Raw genomic sequence first — 15,605 nt, 5'->3', positions numbered from 1 at the left:
ACCGGCCGCTCGCCTCCCGCGTTGAATCAACGCTTGAAGTTTCTGAATCGGCGTATGAGCATGGCGGCCGAAATCATTCATTCGACTCGCGTTTCCGCCATGCTTCTCACGGACCGGTGACGGTTCCGCCGCCTTCACTCACGTCGAGCGCCTTCACCACAGCCTCCACCAGCGCCTGCGGCTTGTAGCCAAGCCTCGTGGGCGTAAGCCCCATGCGCAGCACGATCAGCCGGAGTGACGGAACGATTGTCATCGTCTGCCCGTCATGCCCGATGAGCCAGTAGGCATCCTCCGGCAGCTCGAACCCCGCGTCAGGATCGGAGTCGGGCGGCTCGTTGATGCGCGGTCCGTGCAGCCAGATGCCGCGGCCATATTCTCCGCCGGAAGCCTCCGTGGGCGTGCGCATCCATTCGACCCAGCCCTCGGGCAGAATCCGCCTTCCCTGCCAGACGCCTTCGCGCAAGAGAAGCAGGCCGAACCGTGCCCAGTCCCGCGCGGAGGCATAGAGGTAGGAGGAGCCTGCGAAAGTGCCGTGCGCGTCCGTCTCCAGCACCGCGGTATCCATTCCCAAGGGCGCAAACAGCATCCTGTACGGCCATTCGAGCGCCGCTTCCGCGTCACCTATCGCGTTCTGCCAGACCCGCGCGGCAAGAATGCTTGACCCGCTGGAGTAGGCAAAGTGCATTCCCGGCGGGTGAAGCAGCGGCTTGTCGGCCGCAAAGGCGGCCATGTCTGGCTCAAGATAGAGCATGCGTGTCACGTCGGTGACGCCGCCATAATACTCGTTGAAGGCGAGCCCGCTCTCCATCCCGAGAAGGTGACCGAGCGTGATGTCGGCGCGCCCGTCCTCCGACCAGGCGGGAAAGAGGTTTCCATCGTCAACCGAAAGCCGGCCGTCTGCCGCGACGGTGCCGGCGATCGCCGCGTTCACGGCCTTGGTCATGGACCATCCGAGAAGCGGCATGTCATGGGTAAATCCGGGGCCGTAACTTTCGGCGATGATGCGGCCGTTCCTGACGATCACCACGGCCCGCATTCCAGGTCCCGTGAGCAAGGGATCATTGACCACGGAAGCGACCGCCGCGCCCGGCGCGGGCTCCACCCGGTCGCCCACCGGCCAGAGGCTTGGGTTGGCGATGCCCGGCGGCCGGTTCACCGCCCGTTGGCCTGCAAGCTCGAAGTCCTCCTCGGGAATGCTGGCGCAGCCCATGCCCTCCCGAAACACGGCATAGCCGCTACCAAAAACGCCGAGCAGGGCCGCCCGCACCCGTGCCTCGTCCTCTTCCACCTCGGCCTGCATGAGCTTGAACAGGGGATGCCCCGGCGCCTGCACATCGAGCGTAAGCACCTCGTCAGGGTCGCGGCCGGCCAGGAGGGCATTCGAGCATATGATCTTGGCCGCATAGCTGGAGCCGAGGCGGATCAGATCGGGCGGCGAAATCCACAGCCACGCCAGGCCGGCGAGCATCGCCAGCGCAAACAGGCCGGCAAGGCTTTTGGCGATAGAAACGGCAATCCGCATGGCTTATCCCCGGACAGTCAATGCACGATACTGATTCGTATCAGCGGGGGCTCGCCCAAACATGCATATCCTGACGATTCTCGTGCTGATGCTGCCGCTGGCCGCGTGCGCGGGAGGCGCGCTCGATCTGGCGGACCTCGTCCCTTCGCCGGGCACAACCTCTCAGGGCCCCCGCTTTCAGGACAGCAATCCGCATGAGTGGGAAAGCCGCGCACCCTGGACCTACCCCATCCACGGTACGGATGTGTCGAAATATCAGGGTGTGGTGAACTGGGAGGCGCTTGCGGAAGCGGGCATCGCCTTCGCCTTCATCAAGGCCACGGAGGGAGGCGACCGTCTGGACGAGTACTTTCACCGGAACTGGTACGCCGCAAGGGCGGCCGGAATCCCGCGCGGGGCCTACCATTTCTTCTACTTCTGCCGCCCGGCCATAGAGCAGGCGCGATGGTTCATCCGCCATGTGCCGCGTGAACGCGCAGCCCTTCCTCCGGTGCTCGACATGGAGTGGAACCACCGCTCGCCCACTTGCCGCATCAGGCCCGAGCCGCAGGCCGTGCGCGCGGAAATGCGGATTTTTCTCGACGCTGTCGAACGTCATTACGGCAAGCGCCCTATTATTTACACAACTATCGATTTCTTCGACCGTAATGGCCTGGGAGAGTTCAAGGACTACCCGTTCTGGCTGCGCTCGGTGGCTGGTCATCCGGATGAAAAATATGGTGATCATCCTTGGGTATTCTGGCAGTACACCGGAACCGGCATCCTGCCCGGTATCGCCGGAAACGCCGATATCAACGTCTTTCGGGGTGACGCCGGACAATGGCTGGAATGGCTCGAGGCCAACAGCGGCTGACCGCCACGGGGCGCACCGACAGTTCAGGAGAGATCGAATGCACCTGCCAAAGACCCTGTTTGGAGCATTGCTTGCATTGTCCATTCCTTGCGCGGCACTTGCCCAGGAATGCGGCGGCGATTTCTCCGCCTGGCGGGCGGGCGTGGAAGCCGAGGCGGCCGCTCAGGGCGTAGGGGCAAACGGCCTTGCCGCGCTTCGTAACGCTTCCTTCGACCAGCGCATCGTCAACCGCGACCGCGCCCAGGGCGTCTTCACCCAGACCTTCCGCGAGTTCGCGAACCGGATGATCAACGACTACCGGCTTTCTAACGGACGGCGGAACCTCGAACGCTACGCCGATACCTTCGCCCGCGCCGAACGTGAATTTGGCGTGCCCGGGCCGGTGATCACGGCCTTTTGGGCGCTGGAGACGGATTTCGGTGCCGTTCAGGGCGATTTCTCCACGCTCAACGCATTGGCCACACTCGCTTATGATTGCCGCCGGCCCGAGTTGTTCCGCCCTGAACTGATCGCTCTTCTGAAACTCATCGACCAGGGCGCCGTTCCGGCCAATGTCACCGGCGCCTGGGCGGGCGAGATCGGACAGCTGCAGATGCTGCCCTCCGACTATCTCAATCTGGGCGTGGACGGCGACGGGGACGGCCGCGTCGATCTCAAGGCCAGCGCACCGGACGCGATTCTCACCGCCGCGAACAAGATCAGCTCCCTCGGCTGGCGCAGGGGCGAGCCGTGGCTCGAAGAAGTGCGTATCCCCGACAGCCTGCCATGGGACAAAACCGGCCGCGTCAACAAGCTTTCGAGGGCCGAATGGGCCAGCCTCGGCGTGACCCGCCGTGACGGCAGCCCCCTGCCCGCGGACGATCTTCCCGCGGGCCTCGTGCTGCCGATGGGCCACAAGGGGCCGGCCTTCCTCGCCTATCCCAATTTCGACATCTATCTGGATTGGAACCAGTCGCTGGTCTACACGCTGACCGCCGCGCATCTGGCAGCCCGCCTCGACGGCGCACCGCCGTTCGATCCGCGCTCTCCCGAGCCCGGGCTTGAGGCAGAAACCATCAAGCTTCTGCAGCAGAAGCTTGCCGACCGCGGTCACGACGTGGGCGGAATAGACGGCATCCTTGGCTTCAACACGCGCGAAGCTGTGCGCAAGGAACAGCTTCGCCTCGGGCTTCCCGCGGATGGCTGGCCGACGCCGGCGCTGCTGACGGGGTTGTAAACCCCAACGGCTATTGTCTTTGAAGCCTGGCTTTGAACCAGCAGACCAGATCGCCGAAGCCGATCTGTCCGGCGGCTACGCCCACGACCAGATCATCGGACCGTAGCCGCATCGCGCGTCGCCCAGCCCCTTTTACCGGAACGGTTCAAATCGCTTCTTCATACGTTCATCCTGGCGGCCCGGTCGTGGTTCGGATTGTCAGTCCGGTTGAAATTTGCGCTGTGCTGCGGTTTCGCAAGTTCCCCGGTCCGCTGCCCTCCTAATCCGCCATGGTTTCCAAGCTCGCCAGCCCCTCCGGCGCCGCACCCGCATCGAAGGGTGTCGCCACCTCCACGAACGTATCCGGATAAAAGCCGTTGAAGCGCGTCCTGAGCGCCATGGAATAGGCGCCGATATGGCCGATCTCGATCCAGTCGCCGGTGTCCACCGTCTCCGGCAACCAGAAAGGCCGCGAGAGGATGTCGACGGAATCGCATGTGGCGCCGCAAACGCGGAAAGGCACGATGTTCTGCGGGTTGCCGTTGCGGTGGCGGATGGCCGGATCGGGTATGAAGCGGGCAGGCAGCGTGATCTTGCCGGTCCAGGAATCCGACAGCGAAGCCCAGATGCCGTCATTGATGTAGAGGCGCCTTCCCTTGCGCAGGAGGACCCGCACGATGAGGGAAAAGGCACGCGCCACGATCACCCGGCCGGGCTCGGCCACAAGGGGCGTGGCCTCGAAGCCCCATTCGGTTATGTCGGCGCGCAGCCGCGCCATGATCTGCTCGAGTGATGGCATCTCGCGCGGCTTGCGCCTGGGGTCATGACCGTAGTCGGCCGGAAAGCCGCCGCCGATGTCGAGCGCGGCAAGAGGCACGCCGGCCCTGCCGCGCACCCAGTCGGCCGAAGCAAGGGCGCGCTCATAGACGATGGGGTCCTCGATCTGGCTGCCCACATGGAAGCAGATGCCGACGCGGTAGCCGTTCCGGTGAAGCCGCTGCAGGAGTTCCACCGCATTGGCCGGCCCGGCTCCGAACTTCTTCGAAAGCTCGTAGGCCGCATGCCCCTTGGTCTGGATACGCACGAAGACGGTGATCGTGCCGGGATCGATGTCGAGCGCGCGTACGACGCGCACCAGCTTCGTCACCTCGTCCTCGTGATCCGCTGCGATGGACCGGATCCCGTAGCCCTCCAGCGCCAGCCGGATATCCGACTGCGCCTTGACCGGGTGCATGTAGAGCATCTCGGCGTCCGGCGCGACGGCGCGCACGGCGGAAAACTCGGCCGGCGAGGCGACGTCGAACGCGTTCACCCCTGCTTCGGCCAGCGTTTTCAGCACGATCTTTTCCCCGTTCGTCTTAACGGCATAGGCCGTCTTGCCGGGGAACAATTCCATGAACCGCCGGGCGTCCGCCTTCAGCACCTCCGGCCGGAAGCAATAGACCGACTCGTCGGGACGCAACGTCAGCGCCGCATCCCTGGCCGTTTCGAATCGCTGCATCTTTTGCGCTCCGTTGAGATGATGATAATCCGGCGGAGGGGATGCGGAAACGGGCGCCCGCACATTCATCTCCGGCGCTAGGGCAGGCCTGCTCCCAGCCGATTGCCTTCTTTTAACACAATGTGAATCCCCCGCATTTGTGGTGAAATTTCAACGACAAAACGGCTCTGCGGAGCATCGGGTTTCACAGGACCGCCGCGGTGCAACAGACAAAAACCTTGGCAATCTGTCATCAAATCGTAGAATCCGGGCTTCAGTCTGCAGAGGAGACTTTTGCTTATGGGACTGACACGGCCACTTAACGCGCTCGTGCTCTGTGCAGCATTCGCGTTCATAGGCGCCCTCATCATGGGTGTCTTACCGTAAGCAGCCATTGAATCAGACAAGTCAGAGACATTTAAGGCCGGGCAGAACCCGGCCTTTTTCAGTCTCAGGCGGCCTTTGCGGCTGTTTCCGGCTCCGCTGCCGGGCGAATGCCGATCATGTGGCAGATCGCGAACGCAAGATCCGCCCTGTTCATCGTGTAGAAGTGGAAGTCCTCCACACCGCGTTCGATGAGGTCGAGCACCTGCTCCGCCGCCACGGCCGCCGACACCAGCTGATGCGTGACCGGATCGTTCTCCAGGCCGTAGAAGCGCTCTGCCAGCCAGGAAGGCACATGGGCGCCGCAGCGGCCGGCAAACCGCACCACCTGCGTGAAATTGTGGACGGGCAGGATGCCGGGCACGATGGGCACATAGATGCCCGCCCGGCGCACGCGCTCGACGTACCGCTCGTAGACATCATTATCGAAGAAGAACTGCGTGATGGCCCGGGTGGCGCCGTTGTCCACCTTGCGCTTCAGCATCTCGATGTCGGTCGCGAAATCGGGACTTTCGGGGTGCTTCTCCGGATAGGCCGAAACGGAAATGTCGAAATCGCCGTGACGGGAAAGCGCCGCCACCAGCTCGGCCCCGTTCGAGTAGCCATGGGGATGCGGCCGATATGCGGCGCCCACCCCTTCGCTCGGGTCCCCGCGCAGCGCAACGAAGCGCTTCACGCCCATTGCCGCAAAGTCGCGGATGACCGCATCCACCTCCTCCCGGGTGGCGTCCACGCAGGTCAGATGCGCGGCGGGCGTCAGATCGGTTGCGTTCAGAATCCGCAGCACCGTGTGTGCGGTGCGCTCGCGCGTGGAGCCGCCCGCCCCGTAGGTGACGGAGACGAAGCTTGGCCTGAGCGGTGCGAGACGCTCGACCGTCTCCCACAGCTTCAGCGCCATATCGTCGCTCTTGGGGGGAAAGAATTCGAACGAGACGCGGATCTTTTCGCCCGCCTGCTGGCGCCGCGCAAACCGGTAAGGCATTACACCGTCTCCCTGCGCTCGGAAGCATTGTCCGCCGCGACCGCAACCCGCGTGTCCCGCGCAAGCCACAGCTTGACCGTAAGCCCTTCCGCCGCCTCGCCTTCCGGGGCGAAGGCGAGGGTTTCCTCGAGGTCCAGTTCCGCCTCGGCAAGCCATTCGCCGATCTGCCGGTCGGAGAAGCCCAGCCGCAGATGCGCATGCTCCTCGCGCAGGAACTCGTGCGCGTGCGGCGCGAAATCCACGATCACCAGCTTCCCGCCGGGGCGTAAAAGGCGCGCCGCCTCGCGGATCGCGGCTCCCGGGTCCTCGAGATAGTGCAGCACCTGATGGATGGTCACGAGATCGTGCGCGTCCCGCTCCACGGGCGGCGCATAGATATCGCCAAGACGCACCAGCGCGTTCATCACGCCTGCGCGCTCCAGATTGGCGCGCGCCACGGCCAGCATTTCGCGCGAAAGATCGATCCCCACGCCGCGCCGGTAAAGCGGGGCGAACAGCTCCAGCAGGCGGCCCGTGCCCGTGCCGAGATCGACCATGGACTCGAAGGGCCTGTCGCCAACGAGCCGCTTCAGCTCCGCCTCCACAGCCGCGTCGGGCACATGCAGTGAGCGGATCTGATCCCAGCTCGCCGCATTCTTGGCAAAATATTCGGCCGCCCTCTCCTGCCGCCGCCGCTTGATGGCCTCCAGCCGCTCCAGGTCGCGGTCCGCCAGCGGGTCCGCCCGGTCCACCCGTGCGACGATCCAGTCCACCACCTCGCGCTGGGCAACCTCCTCCGCAAGGCGGAAGAAAGCCCAGGAGCCTTCCTGATAGCGGACGATGAGGCCCGCATCGAGCAGGAGCTTCAGATGGCGGGAAACGCGCGGCTGCGACTGGTTGAGAACTTCCGTGAGATCGGAGACCGTCAGATCCGCATGAGACAGGAGAAGGAGGATACGCAAGCGGCTGGGCTCGGCCGCTGCCTTGAGAATGTCGACCATCATGTCGAGCCGGATTTGCGTCCGCGGCCGTTTCAGCATGCCATGCTCCAGAAAGATATAAAGATATCTTTATATGAAGCCCGCTTCCTTGGCAAGCACGGCTTGATTTATATGCCCGATGATTTCATCGTGCGCTGGAAATGGCACTCTTCCTCTCCTGGACCCAAACCGGGCACGGGCTGCAACCACCTAAGCGCAGGCAAAAAAGCGATGACAGCCTCCACCTTCCGGCAACGTGCCGTGAACAAGGCGCTGACGGTGCTTCTCCCGCAGGCACCCTACGCGGATATCGAGCGCATCCGCGCACTCGCCAACGACCGCAAGCTGCGCGCACTGCCGCCTTCCGTGGCCGTCTGGTTGGCGACGGTCGCCCATGTGCGCCACGTGCACACCGACTATGACACCCTTCTTGAAGAAGGTTACGACCGCGATTCCGCTCGCTTCTTCGTTGTCGATGAAATCAATGCGGTGCTGACGCGATGGCGCGCGACGCGCTTGCTCGATCCGGACGAGGACGAAACAAGCGTCTCCATCTCCCTTCTGGAAAATCGGCACGGCTGAGCGCACGCGAAGGGAAGAAGACGCATTTCGATGTTTTGATCCCGGAAGCCGCAACGCAACGCAGTATCATCTCGGAGGCCACCGCACTTGCCTGCGGTCATCTCGGAAGCCGCGCAGCGGCTAGCCGGGACCCAGCAGTGCCATCCCCACCTTCTTCCTGATCCCGGCTCTCGCTTCGCACCGCCGGGATGACAGGGACATGGCCGGGATGGCGGCAGGAAAGCGCGACCGTAGATGAATGACGAGTGGCACCGCCGCCGCGTCTGTTCTCACGCCGCTCTAAGCGCCTGCGATAGCCTGCAGAAGGCGCCTGGCCACATCCTCAACCGTATAGGGTTTCTGGAGCGTCGGCCGCCCGTTCCATTCCGCGGGCATGCCGGAGCTGTCATATCCCGTCGCAAAGACGATCGGCACGCCCCGCTCCGCCAGCAGCGCGGCCAGCGGAAAGACCTGCAGCCCGCCCACATTGACATCGAGGATGGCCGCATCCGCCTCCACATCCGCCTTCACCAGCGCCTCGGCGCGGTCCAGGCGCATGACTGGTCCCACCACGGCACAGCCGAGGTCCTCCAGGATCATTTCAAGATCCATGGCCACGAGCGCCTCATCCTCGACGACGAGAACGCGAATGCCACTCAACTTGCCGGAAAAAACGGTCATGGGAACCTCGGTCGCGGCCGGAGACGATGGCAGCCGAGCGCGGAGAGCCGCGCCCGGATAAGCTCAACGCGCGAAACCGGCTTTGGTTCACAAGGGGTTGCGCCGGTTTCCGCACCCGCCGCGGCCGCTTACCGCGTCAGTCGCTTGTATGTCACCCGCTTCGGGTTGACGCTCTCCGGCCCAAGCCGCCTGATCTTGTCGGCCTCGTACTCCGCAAAGTTGCCCTCGAACCACTCGACATGGCTGTCGCCCTCGAAGGCGAGGATGTGGGTCGCCAGCCGGTCGAGGAACATGCGGTCGTGCGAGATGATGACGGCACAGCCGGCGAAGTTCTCCAACGCATCCTCGAGCGCGGCCAGCGTCTCCGTATCGAGGTCGTTGGTCGGCTCGTCGAGCAGGATGACATTGCCGCCCTCCTTCAAGAGCTTGGCCATGTGCACACGGTTGCGCTGGCCGCCCGAAAGCGTGCCTACCTTCTGCTGCTGGTCGCCGCCCTTGAAGTTGAAGGCGGAGCAATAGGCTCTGGAGTTAACCTCGTGCTTGCCGAGCTTGATGATGTCGTTGCCGCCCGAAATCTCCTCCCACACGGTCTTGTTCGGATCGAGCGCATCGCGGCTCTGGTCCACATAACCGAGCTTCACCGTCTCGCCGATGCGGATCGTGCCGCTGTCGGGCTGCTCCTGCCCGGTGATCATGCGGAAGAGCGTGGTCTTGCCGGCGCCGTTCGGGCCGATGACGCCGACGATGCCGCCCGGAGGAAGCTTGAAGGAGAGGTTGTCGATCAGAAGCCGGTCGCCATATCCCTTCGAAAGGTTCTCGACCTCGATCACCACATTGCCCAGCCGCTCGCCCGCCGGAATGATGATCTGGGCATCGCCCGGCCGCCGCTCGTTCGCCGCCTGCACCAGCTCCTCATAGGCGCGGATACGGGCCTTGGACTTGGCCTGCCGCGCCTTCGGGCTTGCGGCAATCCACTCGCGCTCGCGTGCCAGCGCCTTCTGGCGGGCGGCCTCCTCGCGGCCCTCCTGTTCCATGCGCTTGGCCTTCTTTTCCAGATAGGCCGAGTAGTTGCCCTCGTAGGGAATGCCGCGCCCCCGGTCGAGCTCCAGAATCCAGCCTGTGACGTTGTCGAGGAAATAGCGGTCGTGGGTGACGATCAGCACCGCGCCCGGATATTCGCGCAGATGCTTTTCAAGCCACGCCGTGGTCTCGGCGTCCAGATGGTTGGTCGGCTCGTCGAGAAGAAGCAGGTCCGGCTGGCGCAGGAGAAGCTGGCAGAGCGCGACGCGGCGCTTCTCACCACCCGAAAGCTTCGTCACGTCCGCATCACCCGGCGGGCAGCGCAACGCCTCCATCGCCATCTCCACCTGAGATTCGAGGTCCCACAGGTTCTGGCTGTCGATCTGATCCTGGAGCTTCGCCGCCTCCTCCGCCGTCTCGTCGGAGTAATTCATCATCAGCTCGTTGTAGCGGTCGAGGATGGCCTTCTTCGCCGCCACGCCTTCCATGACGTTGCCCATCACGTCGAGCGCGGGATCAAGCTGCGGCTCCTGCGGCAAGTATCCGACGGTCGCGCCCTCGGCGAGCCAGGCCTCGCCGGTGAACTCCTTGTCGATCCCGGCCATGATCCTGAGTACGGTGGACTTGCCGGCGCCGTTCGGGCCCAGAATGCCGATCTTGGCGTCCGGGTAGAAGGAGAGATGGATGTTGTCGAGAACCTTCTTGGCTCCGTAGGCCTTGCTGAGGCCGGCCATGTGGTAGATGAACTGTCGTGCCATTTGGGCGAAACTGCTCCATGGTGTCGGGTGAATGGTGAATGGGAATAACCGCCGACGCTCGGCACCAGCCAAACCATTCACCATTGACCATTCACTATTCACAAATTGCCGCGTATGTAGGCCAAACACCTTCGGGGAGCAACGTGGCATTCCACACCGCGACCACGCTCGAGACGTCCACGGGGGCCGCCCTTCGCCTTTATGTCGAGCCCGCCGCGGGAAGGCCGAGGGGCGTCGTACAGATCAGTCACGGGCTTTGCGAGCATGCGGGCCGCTACAGCCCCTTCGCCCGCTTTCTCGCCGGCCGCGGCTTCCATGTCTACGCACATGATCATCGCGGGCACGGCGCAACCGCGGCGCCGGCTACGCCCCGAGGCTCTTTCGGGCCACGGCCCGCGGCGCGCAATGTCCTTGCGGATGTCCTGGACGTGCACAGGCATGTTTCGGAGAGCCATCCGGACTTGCCAGTCTTCCTGTTCGGACAGTCCATGGGCGCGATGGTCGTGCTGGCCATTCTCGCCCGCCGGAGCCTGTCGGTGGCGGGCGTTGCCGCCTATAACATGCCCTTTCCGTCCCGGTTTGCGGCCCGCGCCGCCAAAGCCGTGCTCGCCTGGGAACGCTTCCGCCTCGGCTCGGATGTGCCCTCGCGCCTTCTGCCGCGCTTCACCTTCCAGGCCTGGGCAGACGCCGTGCCCGATGCCTGCACGCCGTTCGACTGGCTCTCGCGGGACCGCGAAAGCGTCGGAGCCTTCATGGCCGATCCCTCATGCGGCCTCGCACCGGCGGTTGGGGTATGGGAAGCCGTTTTCGATTTCAGCCTCGCGATCGCGGCTCCTGGCGCTTTCGCTGCCCTGCGGAAGGACCTGCCGATCCGGCTCGTGGGCGGCGGAGCCGATCCCGTCACCAGCTATGGCCGCGCGGTCCTGCGCCTTGAATCGCACCTGCGCCGAAAGGGCTTTTTGAATCTGGAAACAAGCCTCTACGCGGAAAACCGGCACGAATCTCTGAACGAGTTGAATCGGAATCTCATCATGGGGGAGTTCGCCACCTGGGCCGAAAGGGTGAGCGCGCGGCGAACGGACTGAGCCCTCCGCCGCGCTGACGACTTGCGCGCCTCAGCTCACATCCGCCGCTGCTCGTCGCTCGGCTCGGAAACGCCCTCCAGCGCAAATCCTGCGGAATGTCCGTCGCGGCGCGCGAGATCGCCGAGGGACACGATGCCGACCAGCCGCTTGTCCCGGTTGATGACAGGCAGCCGCCGCACCTGATGCTTCGCCATCAGCTCGGCTACGTGGCTCGCATCGTCGTCCTCGTAGCAGTAGGCGACCCGCTCCGACATGACCTCGCGCACGGTCGTGTTGCCGGCGGTGCGCTCCTCGGCCACGGCGCCCATGGCGATGTCGCGGTCCGTCACCATCCCGATCAGCCGATCGTTCTCGCCCACCGGCAGCGCGCCGATATTGTCCGCACGCATCTTGCGGGCCGCCTCGCATATGGTGGCGTCCGGATCGATCAGATCGACCGACCTTGTCATGATCTCCTGTATCTGCATGGCCCGTTCTCCTGCTTCGAGCGGTTGTTTTCCGGACGAAACAAGGCTAGGGCCATGATGTTTCACTACACTGCCCCGGAAATCGCTTCCCGTGTCAGCACCCAAGGAACCTGCTGCCGCCATGGCTGAGCCTCCGCTGAAGGGACTTCGCGTCATCGAGCTTGCGCGCATCCTCGCCGGCCCCTGGGCCGGCCAGATGCTCGCCGATCTTGGCGCCGACGTGATCAAGGTCGAAAATCCGCAGGGCGGCGATGACACGCGCCGCTGGGGCCCGCCCTTCGTTGTCGGCGCCGATGGCGAAAATCTTTCGGCCGCATATTTCCACGCATGCAATCGCGGCAAGCGTTCCATCGCCCTCGACTTCGGCAAGGAACGGGATCGCGAAATCCTTTTGAAGCTGATCGCCACAGCCGACGTCCTCATCGAGAATTTCAAGGTCGGCGGCCTGAAGAAATATGGCCTCGATTACGAGAGCCTGAAGACGGTCAATCCGCGCCTCGTCTACTGCTCCATCACCGGCTTCGGCCAGAATGGCCCCTACGCGCCGCGCGCAGGCTACGATTTCATCATCCAGGGCATGTCGGGGCTCATGTCGATCACCGGCTCTGCCGACGGCGAGCCGCAGAAGGTGGGCGTGGCCGTCACCGACATCTTCACCGGACTCTACTCCGTTATTGCCATCCAGGCGGCCCTCCGCCATGCGGAAAGGACCGGCGAAGGCCAGTTCATCGACGTGGCGCTCTATGACACGCAGATCGCGGTGCTTGCCAACCAGAACCTGAATTTCCTTGTGTCGGGCACGGCCCCGACGCGCATGGGCAATGCCCACCCCAATATCGCGCCCTATGAGGTGTTCGAGGTCAAGGACGGCCACTTCATCCTGGCGGTCGGCAATGACGGGCAGTTCGCACGCTTCTGCCGCGTGATCGAGCGGGAGGAACTCGCGGCCGATCCCGGCTTTTCGACCAACGCCGCGCGTGTCGCCAACCGCGAAAAGCTGCGCGCGGAGATCGCGCCGAGGCTGAAAGCCTTCGCGCGCGACGACCTGCTCGCAAAGCTCGAGGAAGCAGGCGTCCCGGCAAGCCCCATCAACACGATCGCCCAGATGTTCGCCGATCCCCAGACCGTCGCCCGGGGCATGAGACTCGATCTGGAGGACGCCAGCGGAAACCACATCCCGTCCGTCCGCGCGCCGATGGTGATGTCGCAAACGCCGCTCTCCTACCAGCGTCCAAGCCCCCGCCTGGGCGAGCACACACGGGAGATTCTCCGCGAGCTGGGGCTCGATGAAGACTAACTGCCGCTAGGGCCGCCCCGGCTCTGCGGCTTCATGCCGCCGGTCTGGCCCAGTTGCACACCCGATGCTGGCGCGGGCATGGCGGCGCGCAACGGCCTAGAATGGCGGGCAACATTCTTGACCGCCGCCCCGGCGGCAATGCTAACGTCGGCCGAAATGCGGGACCGCCTTCCGGGCGAACCTCGGCCGCTACGACAGAAAAACGGAGGCTTGGCTATGCTGGAACGGCTCGACAAACGGCCGAACGACCTTAGCGCATTCTGGATGCCGTTCACGGCGAACCGGCAGTTCAAGCAGGCGCCGCGCATGCTGGTTGCCGCTCAGGACATGCACTATACCACCGATGACGGGCGTAAGGTGCTTGACGGCACGTCGGGCCTGTGGTGCGTAAACGCCGGCCACTGCCGGCCGAAGATCACCGAAGCGATCCGCGAGCAGGCGGGTAAGCTCGACTATGCCCCCGCATTCCAGATGGGCCATCCGATCGCATTCGAGTTCGCAAACCGTCTTGTCGATGTTGCGCCGGAAGGGCTCGACCATGTGTTCTTCACCAATTCCGGCTCCGAATCCGTCGAAACGGCGCTCAAAATCGCGCTTGCCTATCACCGGGTGAAGGGGGAAGGCTCGCGCACCCGCCTGATCGGCCGCGAGCGCGGCTACCACGGGGTCAATTTCGGCGGCACGTCCGTCGGCGGCATCGTCAACAACCGGAAGATGTTCGGCACGCTGCTCACAGGCGTGGACCACCTGCCGCACACCCATCTGCTCACTAAAAACGCCTTCTCCCGCGGCGAGCCGGAGCACGGAGTGGAGCTGGCGGACGAGTTGGAGCGCATCGTCGCCCTGCACGACGCCTCGACCATTGCCGCCGTCATCGTTGAGCCGGTGGCGGGTTCCGCGGGCGTGCTCATCCCGCCCAAGGGGTATCTCAAGCGCCTGCGCGAAATCTGCGACAAGCACGGCATTCTGCTCATCTTTGACGAGGTCATCACCGGTTTTGGCCGGCTGGGTACGCCCTTTGCCGCCGATTACTTCGGCGTCGTGCCGGACATCATGACCACCGCCAAGGGCGTCACCAACGGCGTGATCCCCATGGGTGCGGTGTTCGTGAGGAAGGAGATACACGATGCCTTCATGACCGGACCCGAGCACATGATCGAGTTCTTCCACGGCTACACCTATTCGGGAAATCCGATCGCCTGCGCGGCGGGCCTGGCAACGCTGGAAACCTACAAGGAGGAAGGCCTGCTCAACCGCGGTGAGGAACTCGGGGCCTATTGGGAGAATGCGCTGCACTCCCTGAAGGATGCGCCGCACGTGATCGATATCCGCAACATCGGCCTGGTTGGCGCCATCGAGCTGGAGCCCATCCCCGGCCAGCCGACGAAGCGCGCTTTCTCTGCCTTCCTGAAGGCCTTCGAGAACGGGCTTCTCATGCGCACGACGGGCGACATCATCGCCCTTTCCCCGCCGCTCATCATCACCAAGGATCAGATCGATGAAATCGTCGATCAGGTAAGAAAGGCCCTCAACGCCATCGATTGATATTGTGCGGCGAAAGCCCCGGCAAAGACAGACCGGGACTTTCGCCTATGGTCTTTTTCAGGCCCGCGCCTTTTTCATGGGCCCGGTCTCGGCAGCCTCGAACATGCGCGCCTTGTAGACAAGGCCGGCGGCGGCACCGCCCAGAAGCGGCGCGACGATGAACAGCCAGAGCTGGGCAATCGCAGCCCCGCCCGAGAACAGAGCCGGCCCGATCGAACGCGCCGGATTGAGGGATGTACCGGTAATCGTGATCGAGAACAGATGAATGGCCGTCAGCGTCAGGCCGATGACGAGACCTGCCATTGCGGTGCTGTGCTTCTCCGACGTCACGCCGAGAATGACCATCACGAACAGGAAGGTCGCCACCAGTTCCACGATAAAGGCCGCGGCAGTGGAATAATTGCTCCACCCGTTGGCCGCCAGATTGGCCGGTGCGCCGTCCGCCGAACCGGAGGCGATGATCCAGAGAAGAAGGGCAGCGATCACGCCGCCGACCACCTGCGCCGCCATATAGGGGGCCACGTCCTTGGCCGGCAGCCGGCCGGCCAGATACACACCGAGCGTGACGGCCGGATTGAGATGGGCGCCCGAGATGGGGCCGATCGCATAGGCCATGGCGATCACCGTGATCCCGAAAGCGAAGCCTATGGCAAGCGCACCGCCCGTGGGAATGAGACCGCCGAAACCACCGGTCACCACAGTGGCACAGCCGATAAACACAAGACAGAACGTGCCGAATACTTCTGCAAGATAAGTTTTCATGGCGCGAATCACCTCGCATGTGCTGTTGCGGGCGGAACAGTTCTACAAATGAAT

14 protein-coding genes are annotated in these 15,605 nt (G+C 64.0%); 6 read left to right on the top strand and 8 right to left on the bottom strand.

All coding sequences use genetic code 11. From position 1 onward, the window contains the following. Positions 1-106: 106 nt before the first annotated feature. A complete protein-coding gene (locus NYR54_RS09820) occupies positions 107-1,522 on the bottom strand; it encodes a serine hydrolase domain-containing protein (protein ID WP_261515467.1) in 1,416 nt (471 codons plus the stop codon). Positions 1,523-1,583: 61 nt separating this feature from the next. Between NYR54_RS09820 and NYR54_RS09815 the strand changes: the two genes are divergently transcribed. After that, the gene (locus tag NYR54_RS09815) at positions 1,584-2,375 is read left to right on the top strand and encodes a glycoside hydrolase family 25 protein (protein WP_261515466.1); all 792 of its coding nucleotides are present in this window, start codon (positions 1,584-1,586) and stop codon (positions 2,373-2,375) included. 37 nt (positions 2,376-2,412) lie between these two features. Next, a complete protein-coding gene (locus NYR54_RS09810; protein ID WP_261515465.1) occupies positions 2,413-3,591 on the top strand; it encodes a lytic murein transglycosylase in 1,179 nt (392 codons plus the stop codon). Between the two features lie 259 nt (positions 3,592-3,850). Here the strand turns inward: NYR54_RS09810 and NYR54_RS09805 are convergent, their stop codons facing one another. The 3 genes from NYR54_RS09805 to NYR54_RS09795 form a co-directional block, all read right to left on the bottom strand. After that, entirely contained in the window at positions 3,851-5,071 is a 1,221-nt protein-coding gene (locus NYR54_RS09805; RefSeq protein WP_261515464.1) for an alanine racemase, read from the bottom strand. Between the two features lie 430 nt (positions 5,072-5,501). Continuing rightward, a complete protein-coding gene (gene metF / locus NYR54_RS09800; protein WP_261515463.1) occupies positions 5,502-6,416 on the bottom strand; it encodes a methylenetetrahydrofolate reductase [NAD(P)H] in 915 nt (304 codons plus the stop codon). Beyond that, the gene (locus NYR54_RS09795; RefSeq protein ID WP_261515462.1) at positions 6,416-7,435 is read right to left on the bottom strand and encodes an ArsR/SmtB family transcription factor; all 1,020 of its coding nucleotides are present in this window, start codon (positions 7,433-7,435) and stop codon (positions 6,416-6,418) included. Before NYR54_RS09795 ends, metF begins: the two co-directional genes overlap by 1 nt. 171 nt (positions 7,436-7,606) lie before the next feature. Here NYR54_RS09795 and NYR54_RS09790 point away from each other — a divergent pair, with 171 nt between their 5' ends. Beyond that, entirely contained in the window at positions 7,607-7,957 is a 351-nt protein-coding gene (locus NYR54_RS09790; RefSeq protein WP_261515461.1) for a DUF2293 domain-containing protein, read from the top strand. Between the two features lie 279 nt (positions 7,958-8,236). Here the strand turns inward: NYR54_RS09790 and NYR54_RS09785 are convergent, their stop codons facing one another. Together NYR54_RS09785 and ettA are read right to left on the bottom strand one after the other, a co-directional pair. Then, entirely contained in the window at positions 8,237-8,617 is a 381-nt protein-coding gene (locus NYR54_RS09785) for a response regulator (RefSeq protein WP_261515460.1), read from the bottom strand. 128 nt (positions 8,618-8,745) lie between these two features. Beyond that, positions 8,746-10,395, bottom strand: coding sequence for an energy-dependent translational throttle protein EttA (ettA, locus tag NYR54_RS09780; protein ID WP_261515459.1), 1,650 nt, complete (start codon positions 10,393-10,395; stop codon positions 8,746-8,748). Positions 10,396-10,538: 143 nt separating this feature from the next. On the opposite strand from ettA, the gene NYR54_RS09775 reads away from it, so the two are divergent. Next, positions 10,539-11,480 carry an alpha/beta fold hydrolase gene (locus NYR54_RS09775; RefSeq protein WP_261515458.1) on the top strand — a complete coding sequence of 314 codons (942 nt, stop codon included), beginning with the start codon at positions 10,539-10,541 and terminating at the stop codon, positions 11,478-11,480. Positions 11,481-11,515: 35 nt separating this feature from the next. Here NYR54_RS09775 and NYR54_RS09770 read toward each other — a convergent pair whose 3' ends face one another. Beyond that, positions 11,516-11,947: a CBS domain-containing protein gene (locus NYR54_RS09770; protein WP_261515457.1), complete on the bottom strand. Its 432-nt coding sequence runs from the start codon at positions 11,945-11,947 to the stop codon at positions 11,516-11,518. 121 nt (positions 11,948-12,068) lie between these two features. Here NYR54_RS09770 and NYR54_RS09765 point away from each other — a divergent pair, with 121 nt between their 5' ends. Then, positions 12,069-13,244: a CaiB/BaiF CoA transferase family protein gene (locus tag NYR54_RS09765; protein WP_261515456.1), complete on the top strand. Its 1,176-nt coding sequence runs from the start codon at positions 12,069-12,071 to the stop codon at positions 13,242-13,244. A gap of 216 nt (positions 13,245-13,460) precedes the next feature. Beyond that, the gene (aptA, locus tag NYR54_RS09760; protein WP_261515455.1) at positions 13,461-14,789 is read left to right on the top strand and encodes an omega-aminotransferase AptA; all 1,329 of its coding nucleotides are present in this window, start codon (positions 13,461-13,463) and stop codon (positions 14,787-14,789) included. A 57-nt stretch (positions 14,790-14,846) separates the two neighbouring features. On the opposite strand, the gene NYR54_RS09755 is transcribed toward aptA, so the two are convergent. Then, positions 14,847-15,551 (bottom strand): MIP family channel protein, encoded by a 705-nt coding sequence (locus tag NYR54_RS09755; RefSeq protein WP_261515454.1) that lies wholly within the window; start codon positions 15,549-15,551, stop codon positions 14,847-14,849. Between the last annotated feature and the right edge of the window lie 54 nt (positions 15,552-15,605).

This window comes from Chelativorans petroleitrophicus (genome assembly GCF_025398195.1).
In the GTDB taxonomy this organism is placed as follows: Bacteria; Pseudomonadota; Alphaproteobacteria; order Rhizobiales; family Rhizobiaceae; genus Chelativorans; species Chelativorans petroleitrophicus.
This window is presented reverse-complemented; position numbering and strand designations above follow the sequence as displayed.

Bases quoted from the DNA above. Each gene is read 5' to 3' on its own strand.
- NYR54_RS09785 (WP_261515460.1), bottom strand. From the start codon at position 8,617: ATGACCGTTTTTTCCGGCAAGTTGAGTGGCATTCGCGTTCTCGTCGTC.
- NYR54_RS09815 (WP_261515466.1), top strand. From the start codon at position 1,584: ATGCATATCCTGACGATTCTCGTGCTGATGCTGCCGCTGGCCGCGTGC.
- ettA (WP_261515459.1), bottom strand. From the start codon at position 10,395: ATGGCACGACAGTTCATCTACCACATGGCCGGCCTCAGCAAGGCCTAC.
- NYR54_RS09755 (WP_261515454.1), bottom strand. From the start codon at position 15,551: ATGAAAACTTATCTTGCAGAAGTATTCGGCACGTTCTGTCTTGTGTTT.
- metF (WP_261515463.1), bottom strand. From the start codon at position 6,416: ATGCCTTACCGGTTTGCGCGGCGCCAGCAGGCGGGCGAAAAGATCCGC.
- NYR54_RS09770 (WP_261515457.1), bottom strand. From the start codon at position 11,947: ATGCAGATACAGGAGATCATGACAAGGTCGGTCGATCTGATCGATCCG.
- NYR54_RS09810 (WP_261515465.1), top strand. From the start codon at position 2,413: ATGCACCTGCCAAAGACCCTGTTTGGAGCATTGCTTGCATTGTCCATT.
- NYR54_RS09765 (WP_261515456.1), top strand. From the start codon at position 12,069: ATGGCTGAGCCTCCGCTGAAGGGACTTCGCGTCATCGAGCTTGCGCGC.
- aptA (WP_261515455.1), top strand. From the start codon at position 13,461: ATGCTGGAACGGCTCGACAAACGGCCGAACGACCTTAGCGCATTCTGG.
- NYR54_RS09805 (WP_261515464.1), bottom strand. From the start codon at position 5,071: ATGCAGCGATTCGAAACGGCCAGGGATGCGGCGCTGACGTTGCGTCCC.
- NYR54_RS09820 (WP_261515467.1), bottom strand. From the start codon at position 1,522: ATGCGGATTGCCGTTTCTATCGCCAAAAGCCTTGCCGGCCTGTTTGCG.
- NYR54_RS09795 (WP_261515462.1), bottom strand. From the start codon at position 7,435: ATGCTGAAACGGCCGCGGACGCAAATCCGGCTCGACATGATGGTCGAC.
- NYR54_RS09790 (WP_261515461.1), top strand. From the start codon at position 7,607: ATGACAGCCTCCACCTTCCGGCAACGTGCCGTGAACAAGGCGCTGACG.